We start from the raw sequence: 18,937 nt of genomic DNA, 5'->3' as shown, positions 1-18,937 counted from the left end.
TACCGGGGTCAACGTCCGGGCATGCCCGACGATTCCACCGAGCACCGACGGGTGATAGGACAGAGGTATGTCGGTTCCCAGCACCCCCTTCCACGACCTCGAGCGGTACACCGCGATCCCCCGTCTGTCGGGCCTGACGCTGAGCCCCGACGGGACGCGGCTCGTCACCACGGTGGCGACGCTGAACCCGAAGGGCACGGGCTACACCACGGCCCTCTGGGAGGTCGACCCCGAGGGGGACCGCGCGGCGCACCGGCTGACCCGCAGCACCAAGGGAGAGACCGGCGCAGCCTTCAACGCCACCGGAGACCTCTACTTCACGTCGGCGCGACCGGACCCGGACGGCGAGGACGACGAGACCGGCCCGGCCCTGTGGCAGATGCCGGCCCGGGGCGGTGAGGCCAGGGTCGTGCTGAGCCGGACCGGTGGCGTCGGTGGCGTCAGCTGCGCCCGCGACGCGGACCGGGTCGTGGTGGTCGCCGACCAGCTCCCCGGTGCGCGGTCCGAGCAGGAGCACCGCACGCTGGCCACCGGCCGCAGCGAGGCCGGGGTCGACGCGATCCTGCACGCGGGCTACCCGATCCGGTACTGGGACCACGACCTGGGGCCGGCCCGCCCGCAGGTCTTCGCCCTGGAGGACGGACCGGACCCCCACGCAGAGGCCACCGACCGCCCCCCGGAGGCCCACCTGCGGTTGCTGAGCGGCGGGATGACCGCGCCGCTGCACGAGCCCAGCCCGGTGCTGTCCCCGGACGGCACCTTCGCGCTGGTGGGGGTCACCCTGCCCGAGGCGCGGGCGGTGCTGCGCGAGGGCGTGGCCCGGATCGACCTGGAGACCGGCGAGGTGCGCACCCTGCTGGACCAGCCCGGGCACGAGGCGCACGCGGGCCCGGTCAGCCCGGACGGCTCGACCGCCGTGGTGGTCGTCGACCGGGTGACCACGCCCACCGACGCGCCGCACCCCCGCCTGCACCTGATGGACACCGCCACCGGTGAGACCACCCCGCTCGCGCACGACTGGGACCGGTGGGGCCGCCCCGTCGCCTGGACCCCCGACGGCGGGTCCGTGCTGGTCCTGGCCGACAGCGACGGCCGGTGCCCGGTGTTCCGGATCGACGTCTCCTCCGGCGAGGTCACCCAGCTGACCCACGACGACGCGGCCTGGAGCACGCTGGTCGTCTCCCCCACCGGCGAGAGTGCCTACGGGGTGCGCAGCTCCTACCTGTTCCCGCCCGAGGTGGCCCGCCTGGACCTGCACACCGGCGAGGTCAGCGCCCTGCGCGGCCCGGCGGAGCGCCCCGAGGTCCCGGGCACGCTGGAGGAGGTCGAGACGACCACCGCCGACGGCACCCGGGTCCGGGCCTGGCTGGCGCTGCCCGGCACCGAGGCACCCGCCGACGGGCACCCGCTGCTGCTGTGGATCCACGGTGGACCGCTGGGTTCGTGGAACGCCTGGACCTGGCGCTGGAACCCGTGGCTGATGACCGCGCAGGGGTATGCCGTGCTGCTGCCCGACCCGGCCCTGTCCACCGGCTACGGCCAGGACTTCATCCAGCGCGGCTGGGGCGCCTGGGGCGACGCCCCGTTCACCGACCTGATGGCGGTGACGGATGCGACGGTGGCCCGCGCGGACATCGACGCCGACCGGACCGCCGCGATGGGCGGGTCCTTCGGCGGCTACATGGCCAACTGGGTGGCCGGGCACACCGACCGCTTCCGGGCCGTCGTCACGCACGCCTCGCTGTGGGCGCTGGAGGGCTTCGGGCCGACGACGGACGCGGCGTTCTACTGGCAGCGCGAGATGACCCCCGAGATGAGCGAGGCCAACAGCCCGCACCGCTTCGTCGAGGACATCGTGACCCCGATGCTCGTCATCCACGGCGACAAGGACTACCGGGTGCCGATCGGTGAGGGTCTGCGCCTCTGGTACGAGCTGCTGTCTCGTTCCGGGCGCCCGGCCGAGGCCGACGGCTCCACCGTGCACCGGTTCCTGTTCTTCCCGCACGAGAACCACTGGATCCTCAAGCCCCAGCACGCGCGGATGTGGTACTCGGTGGTGAGCGGCTTCCTGGCCGAGCACGTCCGGGGTGAGCAGCCGGACGCGCTGCCGCAGGAACTGGGCCTCACGCCTCCCGCGGAGGAGTCGGACCAGGACTGAGGCTCCAACCGGTGGCCACGGCCCAGTCCTGGGCGCGCTCGAAGGCGGACGCGAACCACGGCTCCTTCTGCTGGGCGTAGTCGCTCGCCGAGGTGCCCGCGGACAGGTGCCGGAGTTTGAGCTCGACGTAGGCGGCGCGCTCGTCGACCTCGGCGCTCATCCAGTCCCGGAAGAGGAGCGCCAACTCCCAGGCCTGGGACCCCACCGGTCGGACGTGGCAGTGCACCACCTGGGCCGGGTCTGCTGTCTTCACCATCCGCTTGGGCAGCGTGGGCCTGTGTGCGCCGGCAGCCACGGCCGGATGCCCGTGGTCGAACCACCCGCCGTCGGCGACCAGGAGGCCGACCCGGGCCAGGGCGGTCCGGATGGTGGGGTCGTCGAGCACACCCAGATCGGCGACAACCACCTGCAGGTCGATGACATCCTTAGCGGGCAGCCCCGGGACGCTGGTGCTGCCGATGTGGTCCGCGCGGAGCACGCTCTCCCCCAGCGCCGTACGCACCCGCGCCAGCAGCCGCCGGGCACGGTGCGGCCAGTCAGGGTCTGGGTCGACGATGCTCAGCCGCTCCGGCCTGCGGGACGGCACGCCGGCGCGCAGCCCCCGCTCGAACGGGACCAGCCGGTCGTGCCACAGCGCGTCCACCCGCGGTAGCAGCTCGGCGACGGTGCCGCGGTTGTCCAGCAGCACGTCGGCGGCCGCGGCGCGCGCGGCGTCGTCCGCCTGGGCGGCGATCCGGGCGCGGGCCTGGGCCGAGGGCATACCCCGCAGCTGCACCAGCCGGCGCTCCCGCTCGGCCGCGTCCACGTCGACGATCACGGTGAGCGCGTAGTCCGCGACGAGGTCCAGCTCCACCAGCAGCGGGATGTCGTGCACCACGACCGCGTCCCCGGGGGCGGCCGCGAAGAGCTCCGCGGAGCGGGCCCTGATCCGCGGGTGGGTGATCCGCTCCAGGTCCTGCCGCGCCTGCGGGTCGTCGAAGACCACCTGCCCCAGGGCCGGCCGGTCGAGGGTCCCGTCGGGGGTGAGCATCCCCGCACCGAACCGGTCGACGATCTCGCCCAGCCCGGGGGTGCCCGCGGCGACCACCTCCCTGGCCACCGCGTCGGCGTCCACCACGACCGCGCCCAGCTCGGCCAGCCGCGCCGACACGGTCGACTTGCCGGAGCCGATCCCCCCGGACAGCCCGACCCGCAGCATCAGGCCCCGTCCCCGTCGTCGTCCCCGCCACCCCGGCCCTGCCAGGTGCAGACGCAGGCCTCGTTGCCCTCGTCGTCGGCCAGCACCCACCACGAGGGCGCGTACTCGTCGGTGACCAGACGCCCTCCCGCTGCGAGGGCCGCGGCCACCCGCTCCGGCGCGACGTCGTGCGGGACGTTCACGTCCAGATGAAACCGGCCCCGCCCGGTGCGCGGCTCGGCCAGCTGCTGGAACCACAGGCCGGGTGAGCGACCGGCCGGGTCGGCGAGCTCCTGGTCGGGCTCCGGCGCATACCCCAGGACTGCTGCCCAGAACGGGGAGAGCGCGTCCGGGCCCATGGCGTCCAGGGCGATCTCGAGGACCGCCAGGTCGTGCGGCACCGCGCGCAGCCCCAGGTCACGGGCGACCTCGCTGACGGCCACCGCCAGCCGGCGGTCACGAGCGGTGAGCCTGCCCACGTCGTGGCTGACAGTGCTGATGCTCACGTGCGGGTAGCGCAGATCGATGTCCGGGTGGTGGTCCAGCCGGTCCGCGACCTCGGCCACCCGGGCCACCAGCTCGGCGCCGGTCGCCATGTCCCCGGTGGCGTACCGGGTGCACAGCCGGCCGAGCAGCACCCGCCAGTCGCCGAGCTCCGGGTCGGTGGACAGCTGGTGGTGGGTCGGGTCGTCGGTGGCCATGGTCCGACTCTGCCAGAGCCCCGGCACCGGCGCCGCCCGCGGGCACGGTAGGTTCCTCGGGTGGCGCGGGTGCAGATCCACAACAGGGGGCGGCGACGGGCCTGGGTGATCTGGGCCGTCTCGCTGTCGGTCTACCTGCTGGCCGTCTTCCACCGCAGCTCGCTCGGTGTCGCCGGGATCCTGGCCGCGGAGCGCTTCGAGATCACCGCCACCGCGTTGGCCTTCTTCACCGTGCTGCAGCTGGCCGTGTATGCCGGGATGCAGGTCCCGGTGGGCGTCCTGCTGGACCGCTTCGGCTCGCGGGCGATGCTGCTGGGCGGACTCGCGCTGCTCTCCGGCGGACAGCTCGCCTTCGCCCTCGCCTCGGACGTGGTCGGTGCGGTGCTGGCCCGGGCGGTGGTCGGCGCCGGCGACGCGATGGTCTTCGTCAGCGTGATCCGGCTGGTCTCCGCCTGGTTCCTGGTGCGCCAGGCCCCGATGGTGACCCAGCTGACCGGGATCGTGGGGCAGACCGGCGCCATCCTGGCGGCCGGGCCACTGTCCTTCCTGCTGCACCGGCTGGGCTGGACGTCGACCTTCGCCCTGGTCTCCGGCGTGGGCATCGTGCTGATGGTCGGGGTCGCGCTGCTGGTCCGTGACTCGCCCTACCGCAGCGACGCGGTGACCACGGTGAAGCTGCGGGCGCTGGCGCGCTCGGTCCGGACCGTGTGGGGCAACCCGGGCACCCGGCTCGGCATGTGGTCCCACTTCACCTCGCAGTTCGCGGTGACCACCTTCACCCTGCTGTGGGGCTACCCGCTGCTGGTGCAGGGCCTCGGGTGGTCACCGGGGCGGGCCAGCACCCTGCTCATGCTGATGACGGCCTGGGCCATCGTCAGCGGGCTGGCGCTCGCACGACTGGTGGGCCGGCTGCCCTACTGGCGTTCGTGGATCGTGATCTCGGTCGTCACCGCGATGGCGGTGCCCTGGACCGCCCTGCTGCTGTGGCCCGGTCAGCCCCCGGTCTCGTTGATGGTGCTGGTGGCGTGCGCCACCGCTACCGGGGGCCCGGCCTCGATGGTCGGCTTCGACCTGGCCCGCTCGTTCACCCCGGCCCCGGCCATCGGCCGCGCCAACGGCCTGGTCAACGTCGGCGGCTTCACCGCCTCGCTGCTGGCGATGGCTGCGATCGGGGTGGTGCTGGACCTGGTGGAACCCGGCGGGATGGACGCCTACACCCTCACCGACTTCCGGCTGGCCCTGTCGGTGCAGTACCTCTTCTGGGGTGTCGGCGTGGTCCAGATCCTGCGCTACCGACGACGCGGGCTCGCCCACCTGGAGCGGGAACACCCCGGCTCGTTGGAGCAGCTGCGCGCCGGACGACCCTTCGTGCACCCGGCCACCGACGACGAGGGCGTCTGAGACGTCCGTCAGCCGCGTCCCTCGGCCCGGTCCATCGCGGCGTAGATGCGCTTGGGTGAGACCGGGGCCGGGGTGCCGAGCCGCTGGGCGAAGAGCGAGACCCGCAGCTCCTGGACGGACCAGAGGACGTCGAGCACGTCCGGGTCCTTGCGTCGGTGCGGGGGGAGCTTGTCCAGGAAGCCGGCGACCTCCTCGAGGACGACGTGCACGTCCTCCATCCGCTCCGCGTCCCGCCGCAGGTCCTGCACGCCCTTGTCCAGCCGCTCGGTCATCGCCCGGAGCCAGACCACCATCCGCGGCAGCCGGTCCCGCCCCACGTCGGCGATGAACCCGGGTCGGACCAGCGTGTCCAGCTGCTGGCGCAGGTCGCGCACCATCGGGGCCGCGGCCGGGGCGTCCAGCCGCTGCAGCCGCAGCGACACCTCTCGCGCGGTGTCCAGGATCGGCACCACCGACTCGACGATCTCCAGCACCCGCGGGACGCTCTGCTGGCGCACCCCGACGAGGGCCTGCTCGAGCTGGGCCGGGCTGCGCACGCCAGCACCGGGCTGCTCGGCCACCACCGAGTCGACGGCCGCGGCCAGCGCGTCCTCCAGCAGCGCCGGCACCGACCCGTGCGGGTTGTGCCCCAGCGAGAGCTTCTGGGCGTTGGTCAGCAGCGCGAGCAGCCGCTTCCACGGCGGGGTGGTCCCCAGCAGCAGCAGCCGCCGCACCCCGCGCAGCGTCTCCCGGTCCGCCTCGGACCGGGTGGCGAGCACCCGGACGTCGACGGCGTCCCCGGTGTCCACCAGCGCCGGGTACCCCTGCACCGACCGGGGACCCACCTGCTGGCTGAAGGTCTCCGGCAGCGGGTCGTAGGCGGACCCCTCCGGCCAGGAGGTGAGCCCGGTCCGTTCGACCCCGGAGGCGGCGGAGGCCATCGTGCTGCGGACCTGGCCGGCCAGCTGCTGCTGCAGGATGGCCAGGTCCTTGCCCTCGCCGAGTACCTCGACGCGCCCCCGCGCACCCCGGCGTCCTCTCCCCCGGCCACCGCCGACGGCCCGCTCCACCCGGAACGTCATCCGCAGGTGGTCGGGCACTCGGGACCAGTCCAGGTCCTCGGGGCGGACCCGGGCCAGGCCGCGCCGGGTCAGCTCGGCGGCCATCGTCTCCGGCAGCGGGGCGGTGCCGACGGCTCCTCGCTCCCGCATCTCGCGCAGCACCGCCCGGGCGTGGTCCGGTGCGGGGACGAAGTTGCGACGCAGGTCTTTGGGCAGGGCCTTGATCAGGGCGGTGACCAGCTCCTCGTGCATCCCCGGCACCAGCCAGTCGAAGCCCTCCTCGCGCACCTGGTTGAGCACCTCGACCGGCAGGTGCACGGTGACGCCGTCGGCGTCGGCCCCCGGCTCGAACTGGTAGGTCAGTCCGAAGGTCAGCTCGCCCTGGCTCCACCGGGTCGGGAAGTCGTCCTGGCTGACGGTGCCCCCGCCCTCCCCGAGCAGCAGCTCCTCGGTGAAGGTCAGCAGGTCCGGGTGCTCCCGGCGCTCCTGCTTCCACCAGGTGTCGAAGTGGGTGCCGGAGACCACCTCGGCCGGGATCCTGCGGTCGTAGAACTCCACCAGCGTCTCGTCGTCGGCCAGGATGTCCCGTCGGCGGGCGCGCGCCTCCAGCTCACCGAGGTCGCGGACCAGGGCGCGGTTGGCGTGGAAGAACTCGTGCCGGGTCTCCCAGTCCTGCTCCACCAGCCCCTGCCGGATGAAGAGGTCGCGGGCCGTCTCCGGGTCGATCCGGCCCAGCGGCACCTGCCGTCCCGCCACCAGGGGTATGCCGTACAGCGTCACCCGTTCGTCGGCCACCGCCGAGCCCGCCGACCGGGACCAGCGGGGCTCGCTGTAGGACCGCTTGACCAGGTGCGCGGCGGCCCGCTCCACCCAGGCCGGGTCGATCGCCGCGTTGGTGCGCGCCCACAGCCGGGTGGTCTCGACGAGCTCCGCGCTCATCACCCAGTCCGGGTTGGCCCGGTGCAGCACCGAGCCCGGCTGCAGGACGAAGCGGGCGTTGCGGGCCCCCAGGTAGGCCCGGGACTCGCGCTCGTAGAGGCCGACGTTGGACAGCAGCCCGGTCAGCAGCGACTGGTGGACCTGGTCCGGGGAGGCCGGGTGCCGGTTCAGCTCCAGCCCGAGCCGGGTGACCGCACGCTTCAGCTGGGTGTGCAGGTCCTGCCACTCGCGGACCCGCAGGTAGTGCAGGTACTCGGCCTTGCAGAGCCGCCGGAAGGCGCTGCCGGAGAGCTCCTTCTGCTGCCGCTGCAGGTAGCTCCAGAGGTGCAGGACGACGAGGAAGTCGCTGTCCACCGCACCCTTCGCACCGTCCGTGCCGTCGCTGGGTATGCCGCCGGGTCGGCGGAAGCGGGCGTGCGCCTGGTCCGCCTGCTGCTGCTGGTCGGCGGGCCGCTCGCGCACGTCCTGGATGGAGAGGGCGGAGACCACCACCAGGGCCTCCGTCAGCGCCCCCTGCCGCTCGGCCTCGATGAGCATCCGGGCCAGCCGGGGGTCCACCGGCAGTGCCACGATGGCCCGCCCGTAGGGGGTGAGCCGCTTGCGGGGCAGGTGCGCCGGGGCGTCCGGGTCGATCGCCTGCAGCTCCGTGAGCAGCCGCACCCCGTCGGCCACCTGCCGGGAGTCCGGCGGCTCCAGGAAGCCGAAGCGCTCGATCTCCCCGAGCCCCAGGTTCGTCATCTGCAGGATGACGCTGGCCAGGTTGGTGCGCAGGATCTCCGGGTCGGTGAACTCGGGCCGGGCCGCGAAGTCCTCCTCGCTGTAGAGGCGGATCGCGATCCCGTCGGCGAGCCGCCCGCAGCGCCCGGAGCGCTGGTTGGCGCTGGCCTGGCTGATCGGCTCGATGGGCAGCCGCTGCACCTTGAGCCGCTGGCTGTACCTGCTGATCCTGGCGGTGCCGGTGTCCACCACGTACCGGATGCCGGGGACGGTCAGCGAGGTCTCGGCGACGTTGGTGGAGACCACCACCCGGCGGCCCTGGTGCCGGGAGAAGACGCGGTGCTGCTCGGCGGCGGAGAGCCGGCCGTAGAGCGGCAGCACCTCGGTGCCGGGCAGCCCCAGCCCGGTGAGCGCCTCGGTGACGTCCCGGATCTCCCGTTCCCCGGAGCAGAACACCAGCACGTCCTCGCCCAGCCCGTCCCGACCGGAGGCCGGGGTCGTCCACAGCTCCTCGACGGCCTCCACCACCCCGGTCACCTGGTCCACCTCGACCTGGGTGGGGCGGCCCTCCCGGTCCGGCGGGCCGGGCCGGGTCAGCGGGCGGTAGCGGACCTCGACCGGGTAGGTCCGCCCGGACACCTCGACCACCGGTGCCGGGGCGCCCTCGGCGTCGGCGAAGAAGGCGGCGAACCGGTCGACGTCGATCGTCGCCGAGGTGATGATCACCTTGAGGTCGGGACGCCGGGGCAGCAGCTGACGCAGGTAGCCCAGGATGAAGTCGATGTTGAGGCTGCGCTCGTGCGCCTCGTCGATGATGATCGTGTCGTAGCGGCTCAGCGTCCGGTCCCGCTGCAGCTCGGAGAGCAGGATGCCGTCCGTCATCACCTTGATGAGGGTGTCGCTGCGCGAGCTGTCGGTGAACCGCACCTGGTAGCCGACCAGGGTGCCCAGCTCCGCCCCCAGCTCCTCGCTGACCCGTTCGGCGACCGAGCGCGCCGCGATCCGCCGCGGCTGGGTGTGCCCGATCAGCCCCTCGACGCCCCGGCCCAGCTCGAGGCAGATCTTCGGCAGCTGGGTCGTCTTGCCGGACCCGGTCTCCCCGGCGACGACCACCACCTGGTGGTCGCGGATGGCGTCCCGGATGTCCGCGCGGCGTTCGCTGACCGGCAGCTCCGGGGGGTAGTGCAGGGCCCCCGGCTGCGGCAGGGCGCGGCGGCGGGCCTCGACCAGCTCGGGGCCCCCGCCCCGCTGACGGCGCGGTCGACCGCGGCGTCGTTCTGGCTGGGGCACGCTCTCCACTGTAGCGAGCGGGCACCAGCGGATTTCCCGCCCGTGGTCGTGCGGCTCAGGCGACCCCGCTGCGGGGCCGCAGCTGGGCCGCGACCGGCAGGTGACGGACCCCGGCAAGGGTGACCAGGTAGGTGCCCCAGAGCACCAGCGCGTGCTCCCGGCACACCTGCAGGGCGTGCTCGTGCAGCGCCCGGTCCGCGTCGTCCACCCCGCCCCGGGCCCGGGCGATGGCCAGCACGAAGCCCGAGGTGGCCGGCAGGTCCACGACGACCCGGGCCATCGCGGTGAGCGCCCCGGCCGGGTCGTGGCCGACGTCGGTGAGCATCACCGGTTGGGCCAGCGAACCCTCCGGCCGGCACAGCAGGAAGCCCAGGCCGCCCTGGCGCCGGTCGGTGTCGTTGACCACCAGGTCGACGACGTCCGCACCGATCACGGGATCACCCAGCGGGCGGGCCGGCCAGTCGGCCGGCAGGTCCTCGAAGCTCATGCCCCGAGCCTGCCTCGCCCCGCTCCCCTGCCGCAGAAGTTGTCCACAGGCGGCACCGGGTGGGCCGGACGTACGGCTCAGAGCAGGTGCAGGGAGATCGCGTGGATCACCAGCCCGACCAGGGCGCCGACGACGGTGCCGTTGAGCCGGATGAACTGCAGGTCGCGGCCGACGTGCAGCTCGATCTTCTCGGAGGCCTCCCGGGCGTCCCAGCGCTGGATGGTGCCGGAGATCACCGAGGTCAGCTCCGGACCGTAGCGCCCGATCAGGCTGACCGCGGTGTCCACCACCCAGCCGTCGAGCCGGGACCGCAGCCGCTCGTCCTCGACCAGCTGGGTGCCCAGGCCGACGAGGCCGACACCCATCCGGGTCCGCAGCGTGCCGGTCGGGTCGTCCAGCGCGTCCAGCACCGAGTCGCGCAGCGTCTCCCCCAGGGCCACCCCGGTGGCGCTGACCTGGGGGTGGTCCAGCATCCGGTTCTTCAGCGCCTCGAAGCGGTCGCGGGTGTCCTGGTCCTGCTGCAGGTCCCGGCCCAGGTCCGCCAGCCAGGTGTCCAGGGCGTGCCGCACGTTGTGCTCGGGGTCGTCCTTGACGTCCTTAGCCCAGCGCAGCACCTCGGTGTACACCCGCCGGGTCACCTGGTCGTTCACCCAGGAGGGTGCCCACTGCGGCGCCCGGGACCGGATGACCTCCTCCACCTGGTGCTCGTGCAGGGCCAGCCAGCCGTGCAGCTCGCGGGCGATCAGGTCCACCAGCCCCCGGTGCGAGCCGTCCTCGACGACCCGCTCGAGCAGGTGCCCGGCGACCGGGGAGAGCGGCTCCCGGCGGATCTGCGGGACGACCACGCCGTCCACGAAGGCACGGATCTCGGCCTCGTCCAACCGCTCGACCGCGCTCCGTAGGAAGGGGGCGGCCTCGGCGACCACCCGTTGCGCGTGCTCCGGCTCGGCCAGCCACTCCCCGACCCGGCGCACCACCTGGGCGTCCCGGATCCGCTCCTCCATCACCTGCGGGGTGAGGAAGTTCTCGGCGACGAACTGCTCCAGGCTGGCACCCAGGTCGTCCTTGCGCCGGCGCACCAGGGCGGTGTGCGGGATCGGCAGCCCGAGCGGGTGCCGGAACAGCGCGGTCACCGCGAACCAGTCCGCGATCGCCCCGATCATCCCCGCCTCTGCCCCGGCGTTGACGTAGCCCCAGACCCCCTCCCGGTCGTGGGTGAGGACGTAGATCACCGCCATCAGCACCAGCAGCCCGGTGGCGACGGCGCGCATGCGCTGCAGTCCCGCGCGACGGCTGGCGTCGTCGAGGCGGGGGGCGGTGCGTTCCACCTGGGTCCCTCCTGCTCGGTATGCCGTGGGCAGCAGCTGTCGCCCGCGTGCGCCCGCCACCCTAATCCGCGCGGCTGCGAACCGTCCCACCAGCCGGTATGACCTGGCGTTATGGTCCGCGGGGCACCGACCCCGTTGTGCGCGCGGGCGGCGATGGGTCACCCTGCTGCCCATGCCGAGCACGCCCGCAGCCGCCGACCCCGCAACCGCAGCACCGACCACGTCCCCGGGCGAGCACCCGCTGCTGCGCAGGATCCGGGAGTCGGTGATCGGTGAGGACCACGTGATGACCACCCCCTACGGCCAGCGGCGGGTCACCTACGCCGACTACACCGCCTCCGGCCGGGCGTTGGGCTTCATCGAGGACGCCATCCGCGAGGTGGTGCTGCCCAGCTACGCCAACACGCATACCGAGTCCAGCGGGACCGGGCTGCAGACGACCCGGCTGCGCGAGGACGCCCGGGCCGCGGTGCACGAGGGGGTCGGCGGCGACCGGGACACCGTGGTGATCTTCACCGGGTCCGGGTGCACCGGTGCCATCGCCAAGCTGGTCGGGGTGCTCGGCCTGCGGATCCCCTCGGTGCTGGAGGACACCCACCGGCTCTCCCGGCACATCCCGGCGGAGCAGCGGCCGGTGGTGCTGATCGGCCCGTTCGAGCACCACAGCAACGAGATCCCCTGGCGGGAGTCGATCGCCGACGTGGTGCAGGTGGCGATGGACACCGACGGGCACGTGGACCTGGCCGACCTGCGCACCCAGCTGCGCCGGTACGCGGACCGGCCGCTGCTGATCGGCTCGTTCTCCGCCGCCTCCAACGTCACCGGCATCGTCTCCGACACGGACACCATCACCGAGGTGCTGCACGAGCACGGGGCGCTGGCGTTCTGGGACTTCGCCGCGGCCGGCCCCTACGTGGACATCCGGATGAGCGCCCCGCCCGGGCGCCCGCGGGCCGCCAAGGACGCGGTCTTCCTGTCGCCGCACAAGTTCATCGGCGGTCCCTCGACCCCCGGGGTGCTGGCCGCCCGGCGCGAACTCTTCGGCAACCGGGTGCCGGACGTGCCCGGCGGCGGCACCGTCGCCTACGTCAACCCGGCCGAGCACTCCTACCTGGCCGACCCCGCGCACCGGGAGGAGGGCGGCACCCCGGCCATCGTCGAGTCGGTCCGGGCCGGGCTGGTGTTCCGGCTCAAGCAGGCGGTCGGGGTGGACACCATCCGGGCCCGTGAGGACGAGTTCCTGCGGCGGGCGGTGCGGGCGTGGCGCGCCGAGCCCGGACTGGAGCTGCTGGGCAACCTGGACGCCGAACGGCTGTCGATCCTGTCCTTCGTGGTCCGCGGCCGGGAGCAGCCCTACCTGCACCACAACTTCGTGGTGGCCCTGCTCAACGACCTCTTCGGGATCCAGGCCCGCGGCGGCTGCTCCTGCGCCGGGCCGTACGGGCATACCCTGCTCGGCATCGACCTGGAGCGATCCCAGGCCTTCGAGCGGCAGATCACCGGCGGCTGTGAGGGGATCAAGCCGGGCTGGGTGCGGGTGAACTTCAACTACTTCATCTCCGACACCGTCGCCGACTACCTCGTCGAGGCGGTCCGGATGGTGGCCCGGGACGGTTGGCGGCTGCTCGGCGACTACCGGTTCGAGCCCGCGAGCGGGCTGTGGCGGCACCGGGACGGGCTGGTCGAGCCGCGGGTGCGCCTCGACGACATCCGCTTCGGCGCGGACGGCTCGGTGAGGCTGCCCGAGCCCGGCCCCACGGGGGGTGAGGAGCTGCTGGCCGACCACCTCAGGACCGCGCGCGACATCCTCGCGGCCGCGACCCCGCCAGATCTGCAGCCCGGCTCCGGCATCTCGGGCAGCGACCTGGACCGGCTCCGGTGGTTCGACCTGCCCAGGGACGCGGTGACCGGCTGACGGACAGGATCCGTCCGGGTCGGGCGCTAGCGTGCCTGGCATGGAGGCACCGTCGCAGCACCCGGGTATGCCGCCCGGCTCCCCCGACCTCGAGGTCACCGGGGAGGTCGTCGAGTGGCGCGGCCCGGCGCCCTTCCACTTCGTCGTCGCCCGGGGCGAGGAGGGCGCCTGGCTGGGCGAGGTGATGCGCGAGGTCACCTACGGCTGGGGCATGGTCCCGGTCCGGGGCCGGCTCGGCGGCACCGCGTTCACGACGTCGCTGTGGCCGCGCCAGGGCGACTTCTACGTGCCGCTCAAGGACGCGGTCCGGCGCGCCGAGCGGGTCGACCTGGGTGACGTGGTGACGGTCGCGCTGTGGATCGGCCGCTGAGCACCGGCACGCTCAGGTCACCCGCAGGAACTCCAGGTGCCGCTCGTACTGCTCCAGGCAGTCGTGGATGACCTGGCTGGCGCGGAAGCCCATCACGTCGTAGTCGAGGCCGCCGTTGGGCCCGTGCACCTCGAGCCGCGCGTACTGGTCCCGGTCGCCGACCATCCGGCCGCCGTAGGTGGGCACCGGTGACAGGTGCACCTGCACCCGGTAGACGAAGCGCTGCTCCGCCTCCTCGGTGCGCAGCTCCACGAACTCCCCGAAGCCCTTCTCGCCGGCGACACCGGTGCTTATCGCGGCCGGCACCTCGCGGGCGGTGAGCTCCCCGGCGACCTCCCGGAGGGCCGGCTCGATGACCCGGTGCAGGTACTGCGAGGCGTCCTGCTCGTCGACGAAGTTGGTGGCGCGCGCCAGCCGGGCCCGCCAGATCTCCCGGTTGTCGTCGGCGACGTGCCAGGTGGCCGCGGGGGCCATCGCCCCGCCGACCCCGGCCGCCGCGAGCCGGTCGTCCTCGCGCATCGCCTTGGCCAGCCCGATCATCACCAGCACGATGACGAAGGCGAAGGGCAGCCCCATGATGATGGTGGCGTACTGCAGCGTGACGATGCCCCCGACGAGCAGCATCGCGATGGTGAGCAGGCCGGTGGCGGCCGCCCAGACGATCCGCAGCCAGGGGGCGCAGTCCTGCTGGACGTCGCGCAGCACCGAGCACAGGTTGCCCATCACCAGCGCGCCGGAGTCGGCGGAGGTGACGTAGAAGAGCAGCCCGACGACGACGGCCACCAGCACCAGGCCCTGGGCGCCCGGGTAGCCCTCCAGCAGCTGGAAGAAGCCGCGCCCGTCGAACTCCTGGGCGGCCGCGGCGAAGTCGGTGTCCCCGCTGCGCACCCGGTCCAGGGCGGCGTTGCCGAAGATGCTCACCCACATCACGATGTAGGCGAACGGGATGGTGAGGGCACCCAGCACGAACTGCCGGATCGTCCGGCCACGGCTGATCCGGGCCAGGAAGAGGCCGACGAAGGAGGCCCACGCGACCCACCAGGCCCAGAAGAAGAGGGTCCAGGAGGACTCCCACGCCGCCGTGTCGGAGAAGGCGAAGGTCTCCATCGTGCGGGTCCCGAAGGTCTGCACGAAGTCCCCGACGTTCATCACCACGGACTCCAGCAGGAACTGGGTCCGGCCGGTGACCAGCACCCAGGCGGCCAGGCCGAGGGCCAGCAGCACGTTCAGCTGGGAGAGCAGCCGGATTCCCTTGTCGACCCCGGTGGTGGCGGACACGGTGGCCATCCCGACGGCGAGCGCCACCAGCGCGATCTGCGCCCCGGTGCCGATCGGTACGCCGAAGAGCGTGTTCAGCCCGAAATTGAGGAAGACCACGCCGATCCCGAGGCTGGTGGCCACCCCGAAGATGGTGCCGAGCACGGTCGCGGTGTCCACGGCGTGCCCCAGCCCACCCTCGATCCGCCGGCCGAAGAGCGGCTGCAGCGCGGAGCGCACCGCCAGCGGCAGGTGCCGCCGGTAGGCGAAGTAGCCCAGCGCCAGACCCATCAGCACGTACAGCCCCCAGCCGGAGATGCCGTAGTGGAAGAGCGTCCACACGGTGGCCTCGCGGGCGGCCTCGACGGTCTCGCCCTCCCCGACCGGCGGGGCGACGTACTGGCTCACCGGCTCGACGACGGAGTAGAACATCACGTCGGTGCCGATCCCGGCCGCGAAGAGCATCGAGGCCCAGGCGAAGGTGGAGAACTCCGGGCGGGAGTGGTCCGGGCCCAGCCGGATCCGCCCGAACCGGGAGAAGCCGAGGTAGACGACGAAGGCCAGCACCACGGTGGTGAGCAGGATGTAGAACCAGCCGAAGGCGCCGGTCACCCACTCGACGACGGTGAGGATGACGCCCTCGGCGTTGGCCGGCGCCACGATCGCCCACAGGGCGACGAGGACGACGCCGGTGAGCGCGGCGATGAGGACCGGCCAGCGCACCTCCGGCGGTGAGTCGTCGGGCAGCTCACGCTCGGCGGCAGGCGTGCTGGTGGTGGTGCCGGGTCCCTCGCTCATGGCTGCTCCTCGGGTGTCGCGTCGGCCGCCAGCCGGGCACGGGAGGCCGAGGGCGGGTCGGTGGTGGCGTCCCAGGCGTCGTTGCGGGGGTCGCCCGGTGGGTACAGCGGCTGCCCCTGGCCGTGCCGGTACCAGGGGGCGTGCTCGGCCGGCAGCGGGGTGTTGCCCGCGATCAGGTCGGCGGCCTTCTCGGCCACCATCATCACCGGGGCGTAGATGTTGCCGTTGGTGACGAACGGGAAGACGGAGGCGTCCACCACCCGCAGCCCCTCGGTGCCGTGCACCCGCATCGTGCGCGGGTCGACCACGGACTGCTCGTCGGTGCCCATCCGGGCGCTGCACGAGGGGTGCAGGGCGGTCTCGGCGTCCTTGCGGACCCAGTCCAGGATCTGCTCGTCGGTCTCCACCTCGGACCCGGGCGAGATCTCCCCGCCGGAGAAGGCGGAGAAGGCGGGCTGTCCCAGGATCCCGCGGGCGGCGCGCACCACCTCCACCCACTCCCGACGGTCGGTCTCGGTGGACAGGTAGTTGAACAGGACGGAGGGACGCTGCGCCGGGTCGGCGGAGCGGATGTGCACGTGGCCGCGGGTGTCGGCATACATCGGACCGATGTGGACCTGGTAGCCGTGGATGCCGTGCTCGGTCTCGGCCGGCTTGCTGCCGTCGTAGCGGATCGCGATCGGCAGGAAGTGGAACATCAGGTTCGGCCAGTCGACGACGTCGTTGGACCGGATGAAGCCGCCCGCCTCGAAGTGGTTGGACGCGCCGACGCCGCTGCGGCCGAAGAGCCACTGCGCGCCGATCCGCGGCTTGTGCTGGTGCGCCAGCCAGGGGGCGATGGAGACGGGCTGGGTGGAGGCGTGCTGGACGTAGACCTCGAGGTGGTCCTGCAGGTTGGACCCCACCCCGGGCAGGTCGACCCGGGTGGGGACGCCGGCTGCGGAGAGCACCTCGGGGTCGCCGATCCCGGCCAGCTGCAACGTCTGCGGGGAGCCGAAGGCGCCGCCGCAGAGGATGACCTCGCCGGCCTGCGCGGACCGCTTGAACCGCCCGGCGCGCAGGTACTCCACACCGGTGCACCGGGTGCCGCTCATGGTCAGTCCGGTGACGGTGGCCAGCGTCTCCACGCTCAGGTTCTTCCGGCCCTTCACCGGGTGCAGGTATGCCCGTGAGGCGGACAGCCGGCGTCCCCGGTGCACGTTCCGGTCGAACTTGGCGAAGCCCTCCTGGCGGTAGCCGTTGACGTCGTCGGTCAGCGGGTAGCCCGCCTGCTGGACCGCCTCGAAGAAGGCACCGAAGAGAGGGCTGCGGGCCGGGCCGCGCTCGGTGACCAGGGGCCCGGAGCCGCCGCGCCAGGCGTCGGCGCCGGTGCTGCCGTCCTCGAGCAGCACCGTCTCCATCCGCTTGAAGTAGGGCAGGCAGTGCGCGTAGTCCCAGTGCTCCATCCCGGGCTCGGCGGCCCAGCGCTGGTAGTCCATCGGGTTGCCGCGCTGGAAGATCATCCCGTTGATCGAGGAGGAGCCGCCGAGCACCTTGCCCCGGGCGTGGAAGACGCGCCGACCACCCAGGTGCGGCTCCGGGTCGGTCTCGTACTTCCAGTCGTAGAGCCGGTTGCCGATCGGGTAGGGCAGCGCCGCGGGCATGTGGATGAAGGGGTCGACGCGGGCGTCGCTGCGGCCGGCCTCGAGCACCAGCACGCTGACGCCAGGGTCGCTGCTCAGCCGGTTGGCGAGCGCGGACCCGGCCGAGCCGCCCCCGACGATGACGTAGTCGTAGCCGTCCCTCATGCCTGCTCCTCGCGGACCTCGAACCAGCCGGCCGGGGCCGGTCGGGTGTTGTGCCAGATGTGCTTGCTCTCCCGGTACTCGGCCAGCCCGGCCAGGCCCAGCTCGCGACCGACCCCGGACTGCTTGTACCCGCCCCACTCGGCCCCCGGCACGTACGGGTGGTAGTCGTTGATCCAGATCGTCCCGTGCCGGAGCCGCCGGGCGACCCGCTCCGCCCGGCCCGCGTTCTGCGTCCAGACCGCGCCGGCCAGGCCGTAGATGGTGTCGTTGGCGATGGCGACCGCGGCGTCCTCGGCCTCGTCGCCGGTCCCGGAGAAGGTCTCGACGGTGAGCACCGGCCCGAACGACTCGTCGTGCACGCAGCGCATGTCCTGGGTGCACCTGTCCAGGACGGTGGGCCGGTAGAACCAGCCGTCCGCGAGCTCGGGGTCCTCCGGCGGGCCACCGCCGCAGCGCAGCACCGCACCGTCCTCGATCGCCTCCCGGACGTAGGTCGCCACCTTCTCCCGGTGCGCCTCGCTGATCAGCGGACCCGCCTCGGCGTGCTCGTCGAAGGGCCCGCCCAGGCGGATCCCCTCGGCCCGGGCGACCAGGGTCTCCACGACCTCGTCGCGGATGCTCTCCTGGACCACCAGCCGGGTGCCGGCGCTGCAGACCTGGCCGGAGTCCAGGAACACCGCGGTGAGGGCGTTGTCGATGGCGGCCGGCAGGTCGGCGTCCTCGAAGATCACGTTGGGGTTCTTGCCCCCCAGCTCCAGGGCCACCCGCTTCACCGTCGGCGCCGCGGCCGCCATGATCGCCCGGCCGGTGACGACGCCACCGGTGAACGAGACCAGGTCCACGGCCTGATGACCGGTGAGCACCGGGCCCAGCACGGAGCCGGCGCCCAGCACGAGGTTGGCGACCCCCGGCGGGAGGCCCTCCTCCTCCAGGGCCCGGACCAGCCAGATCGAGGTGTGCGGGGTGAGCTCGCTGGGCTTGAGCACGAAGGTGTTGCCGGCGGCGAGCGCGGGGGCCACCTTCCAGCTGGTCTGCAGCAGCGGGAAGTTCCACGGGGTGATCAGCGAGCAGACGCCGACCGGTTCGTGCACCACCCGGCTGGAGACGTCCGGCATACCGGTGTCGACCACCCGGCCGGCGTCCGCGGAGGCCAGGTCCGCGAAGTGGCGGAAGACGGCCTCGATGTCGTCGACGTCGATCCGGGACTCCACCATCCGCTTGCCGGTGTCCAGGCTCTCGGCACGCGCCACGGTCTCCTTCTCCGCCACCAGCCGGTCCGCCAGCCGGCGCAGCAGGGCCGCCCGTTCGGGCGCGGGGGTCAGCGGCCAGGGCCCCTCGTCGAAGGCCCGGCGCGCCGCCAGCACGGCGGCGGTGGCGTCCTCGGGGGTCGCCTCCGCCACGGTGCCTACCGGGGATCCGTCGGCCGGGCACGCGATGGTGCGGGTGCCGCCGTCCGAGGCGGGGCGCCAGGATCCGTCGATGAGCAGGGTGTGGTCCGGGAGAGAAGTCACGCCGATCAGCCAACCACGCCCGGCGCCCGGCGTCGAGACGCCTGCGGTGAGCGGTCGGGGC

The 18,937-nt window shown here is 73.2% G+C and carries 12 protein-coding genes; 4 read left to right on the top strand and 8 right to left on the bottom strand.

The annotated features are described in order from the left end of the window. Positions 1-67: 67 nt before the first annotated feature. On the top strand, positions 68-2,158 hold the full coding sequence (locus ACI3EY_RS04700; RefSeq protein WP_405039582.1) for a S9 family peptidase: 2,091 nt from the start codon (positions 68-70) through the stop codon (positions 2,156-2,158). Here the strand turns inward: ACI3EY_RS04700 and coaE are convergent. Both coaE and ACI3EY_RS04690 read right to left on the bottom strand, forming a co-directional pair. Next, positions 2,124-3,356: a dephospho-CoA kinase gene (gene coaE, locus ACI3EY_RS04695; protein ID WP_405039581.1), complete on the bottom strand. Its 1,233-nt coding sequence runs from the start codon at positions 3,354-3,356 to the stop codon at positions 2,124-2,126. The genes ACI3EY_RS04700 and coaE overlap by 35 nt on opposite strands. Further along, positions 3,356-4,036: a VOC family protein gene (locus tag ACI3EY_RS04690; protein WP_405039580.1), complete on the bottom strand. Its 681-nt coding sequence runs from the start codon at positions 4,034-4,036 to the stop codon at positions 3,356-3,358. Before ACI3EY_RS04690 ends, coaE begins: the two co-directional genes overlap by 1 nt. Positions 4,037-4,096: 60 nt before the next feature. Between ACI3EY_RS04690 and ACI3EY_RS04685 the strand changes: the two genes are divergently transcribed. Continuing rightward, positions 4,097-5,437, top strand: coding sequence for an MFS transporter (locus ACI3EY_RS04685; RefSeq protein ID WP_405039579.1), 1,341 nt, complete (start codon positions 4,097-4,099; stop codon positions 5,435-5,437). A gap of 8 nt (positions 5,438-5,445) precedes the next feature. On the opposite strand, the gene hrpA is transcribed toward ACI3EY_RS04685, so the two are convergent. The 3 genes from hrpA to ACI3EY_RS04670 all read right to left on the bottom strand — a co-directional run bounded on the left by hrpA (position 5,446) and on the right by ACI3EY_RS04670 (position 11,238). Beyond that, positions 5,446-9,423 carry an ATP-dependent RNA helicase HrpA gene (gene hrpA, locus ACI3EY_RS04680; RefSeq protein WP_405039578.1) on the bottom strand — a complete coding sequence of 1,326 codons (3,978 nt, stop codon included), beginning with the start codon at positions 9,421-9,423 and terminating at the stop codon, positions 5,446-5,448. Positions 9,424-9,478: 55 nt separating this feature from the next. Continuing rightward, the gene (locus tag ACI3EY_RS04675; RefSeq protein WP_405037720.1) at positions 9,479-9,910 is read right to left on the bottom strand and encodes a hypothetical protein; all 432 of its coding nucleotides are present in this window, start codon (positions 9,908-9,910) and stop codon (positions 9,479-9,481) included. A gap of 77 nt (positions 9,911-9,987) precedes the next feature. After that, positions 9,988-11,238, bottom strand: a complete 1,251-nt coding sequence (locus tag ACI3EY_RS04670; RefSeq protein ID WP_405037719.1) for a DUF445 domain-containing protein — start codon at positions 11,236-11,238, stop codon at positions 9,988-9,990. Positions 11,239-11,410: 172 nt separating this feature from the next. On the opposite strand from ACI3EY_RS04670, the gene ACI3EY_RS04665 reads away from it, so the two are divergent. Together ACI3EY_RS04665 and ACI3EY_RS04660 are read left to right on the top strand one after the other, a co-directional pair. After that, a complete protein-coding gene (locus ACI3EY_RS04665) occupies positions 11,411-13,153 on the top strand; it encodes an aminotransferase class V-fold PLP-dependent enzyme (RefSeq protein ID WP_405039577.1) in 1,743 nt (580 codons plus the stop codon). Between the two features lie 40 nt (positions 13,154-13,193). After that, positions 13,194-13,523, top strand: a complete 330-nt coding sequence (locus ACI3EY_RS04660) for a DUF1905 domain-containing protein (RefSeq protein ID WP_405037717.1) — start codon at positions 13,194-13,196, stop codon at positions 13,521-13,523. Between the two features lie 12 nt (positions 13,524-13,535). Here ACI3EY_RS04660 and betT read toward each other — a convergent pair whose 3' ends face one another. From betT to ACI3EY_RS04645, 3 genes are read right to left on the bottom strand one after another with little or no spacing between them, the layout of a single operon-like run. Continuing rightward, on the bottom strand, positions 13,536-15,578 hold the full coding sequence (gene betT, locus ACI3EY_RS04655; protein WP_405039576.1) for a choline BCCT transporter BetT: 2,043 nt from the start codon (positions 15,576-15,578) through the stop codon (positions 13,536-13,538). Beyond that, entirely contained in the window at positions 15,575-17,365 is a 1,791-nt protein-coding gene (betA, locus tag ACI3EY_RS04650) for a choline dehydrogenase (protein WP_405039575.1), read from the bottom strand. Before betA ends, betT begins: the two co-directional genes overlap by 4 nt. Then, entirely contained in the window at positions 17,362-18,885 is a 1,524-nt protein-coding gene (locus tag ACI3EY_RS04645; protein WP_405039807.1) for an aldehyde dehydrogenase family protein, read from the bottom strand. The genes betA and ACI3EY_RS04645 overlap by 4 nt, the downstream gene beginning before the upstream one ends. Between the last annotated feature and the right edge of the window lie 52 nt (positions 18,886-18,937).

It is taken from the genome of Serinicoccus shuyuelongi (genome assembly GCF_045032955.1).
Lineage (GTDB): Bacteria > Actinomycetota > Actinomycetes > Actinomycetales > Dermatophilaceae > Ornithinicoccus.
This window is presented reverse-complemented; position numbering and strand designations above follow the sequence as displayed.

Coding starts and splice junctions, on each gene's coding strand:
- ACI3EY_RS04700 (WP_405039582.1), top strand. CDS start 68: ATGTCGGTTCCCAGCACCCCCTTCCACGACCTCGAGCGGTACACCGCG.
- coaE (WP_405039581.1), bottom strand. CDS start 3,356: ATGCTGCGGGTCGGGCTGTCCGGGGGGATCGGCTCCGGCAAGTCGACC.
- ACI3EY_RS04690 (WP_405039580.1), bottom strand. CDS start 4,036: ATGGCCACCGACGACCCGACCCACCACCAGCTGTCCACCGACCCGGAG.
- ACI3EY_RS04675 (WP_405037720.1), bottom strand. CDS start 9,910: ATGAGCTTCGAGGACCTGCCGGCCGACTGGCCGGCCCGCCCGCTGGGT.
- ACI3EY_RS04665 (WP_405039577.1), top strand. CDS start 11,411: ATGCCGAGCACGCCCGCAGCCGCCGACCCCGCAACCGCAGCACCGACC.
- ACI3EY_RS04660 (WP_405037717.1), top strand. CDS start 13,194: ATGGAGGCACCGTCGCAGCACCCGGGTATGCCGCCCGGCTCCCCCGAC.
- betT (WP_405039576.1), bottom strand. CDS start 15,578: ATGAGCGAGGGACCCGGCACCACCACCAGCACGCCTGCCGCCGAGCGT.
- betA (WP_405039575.1), bottom strand. CDS start 17,365: ATGAGGGACGGCTACGACTACGTCATCGTCGGGGGCGGCTCGGCCGGG.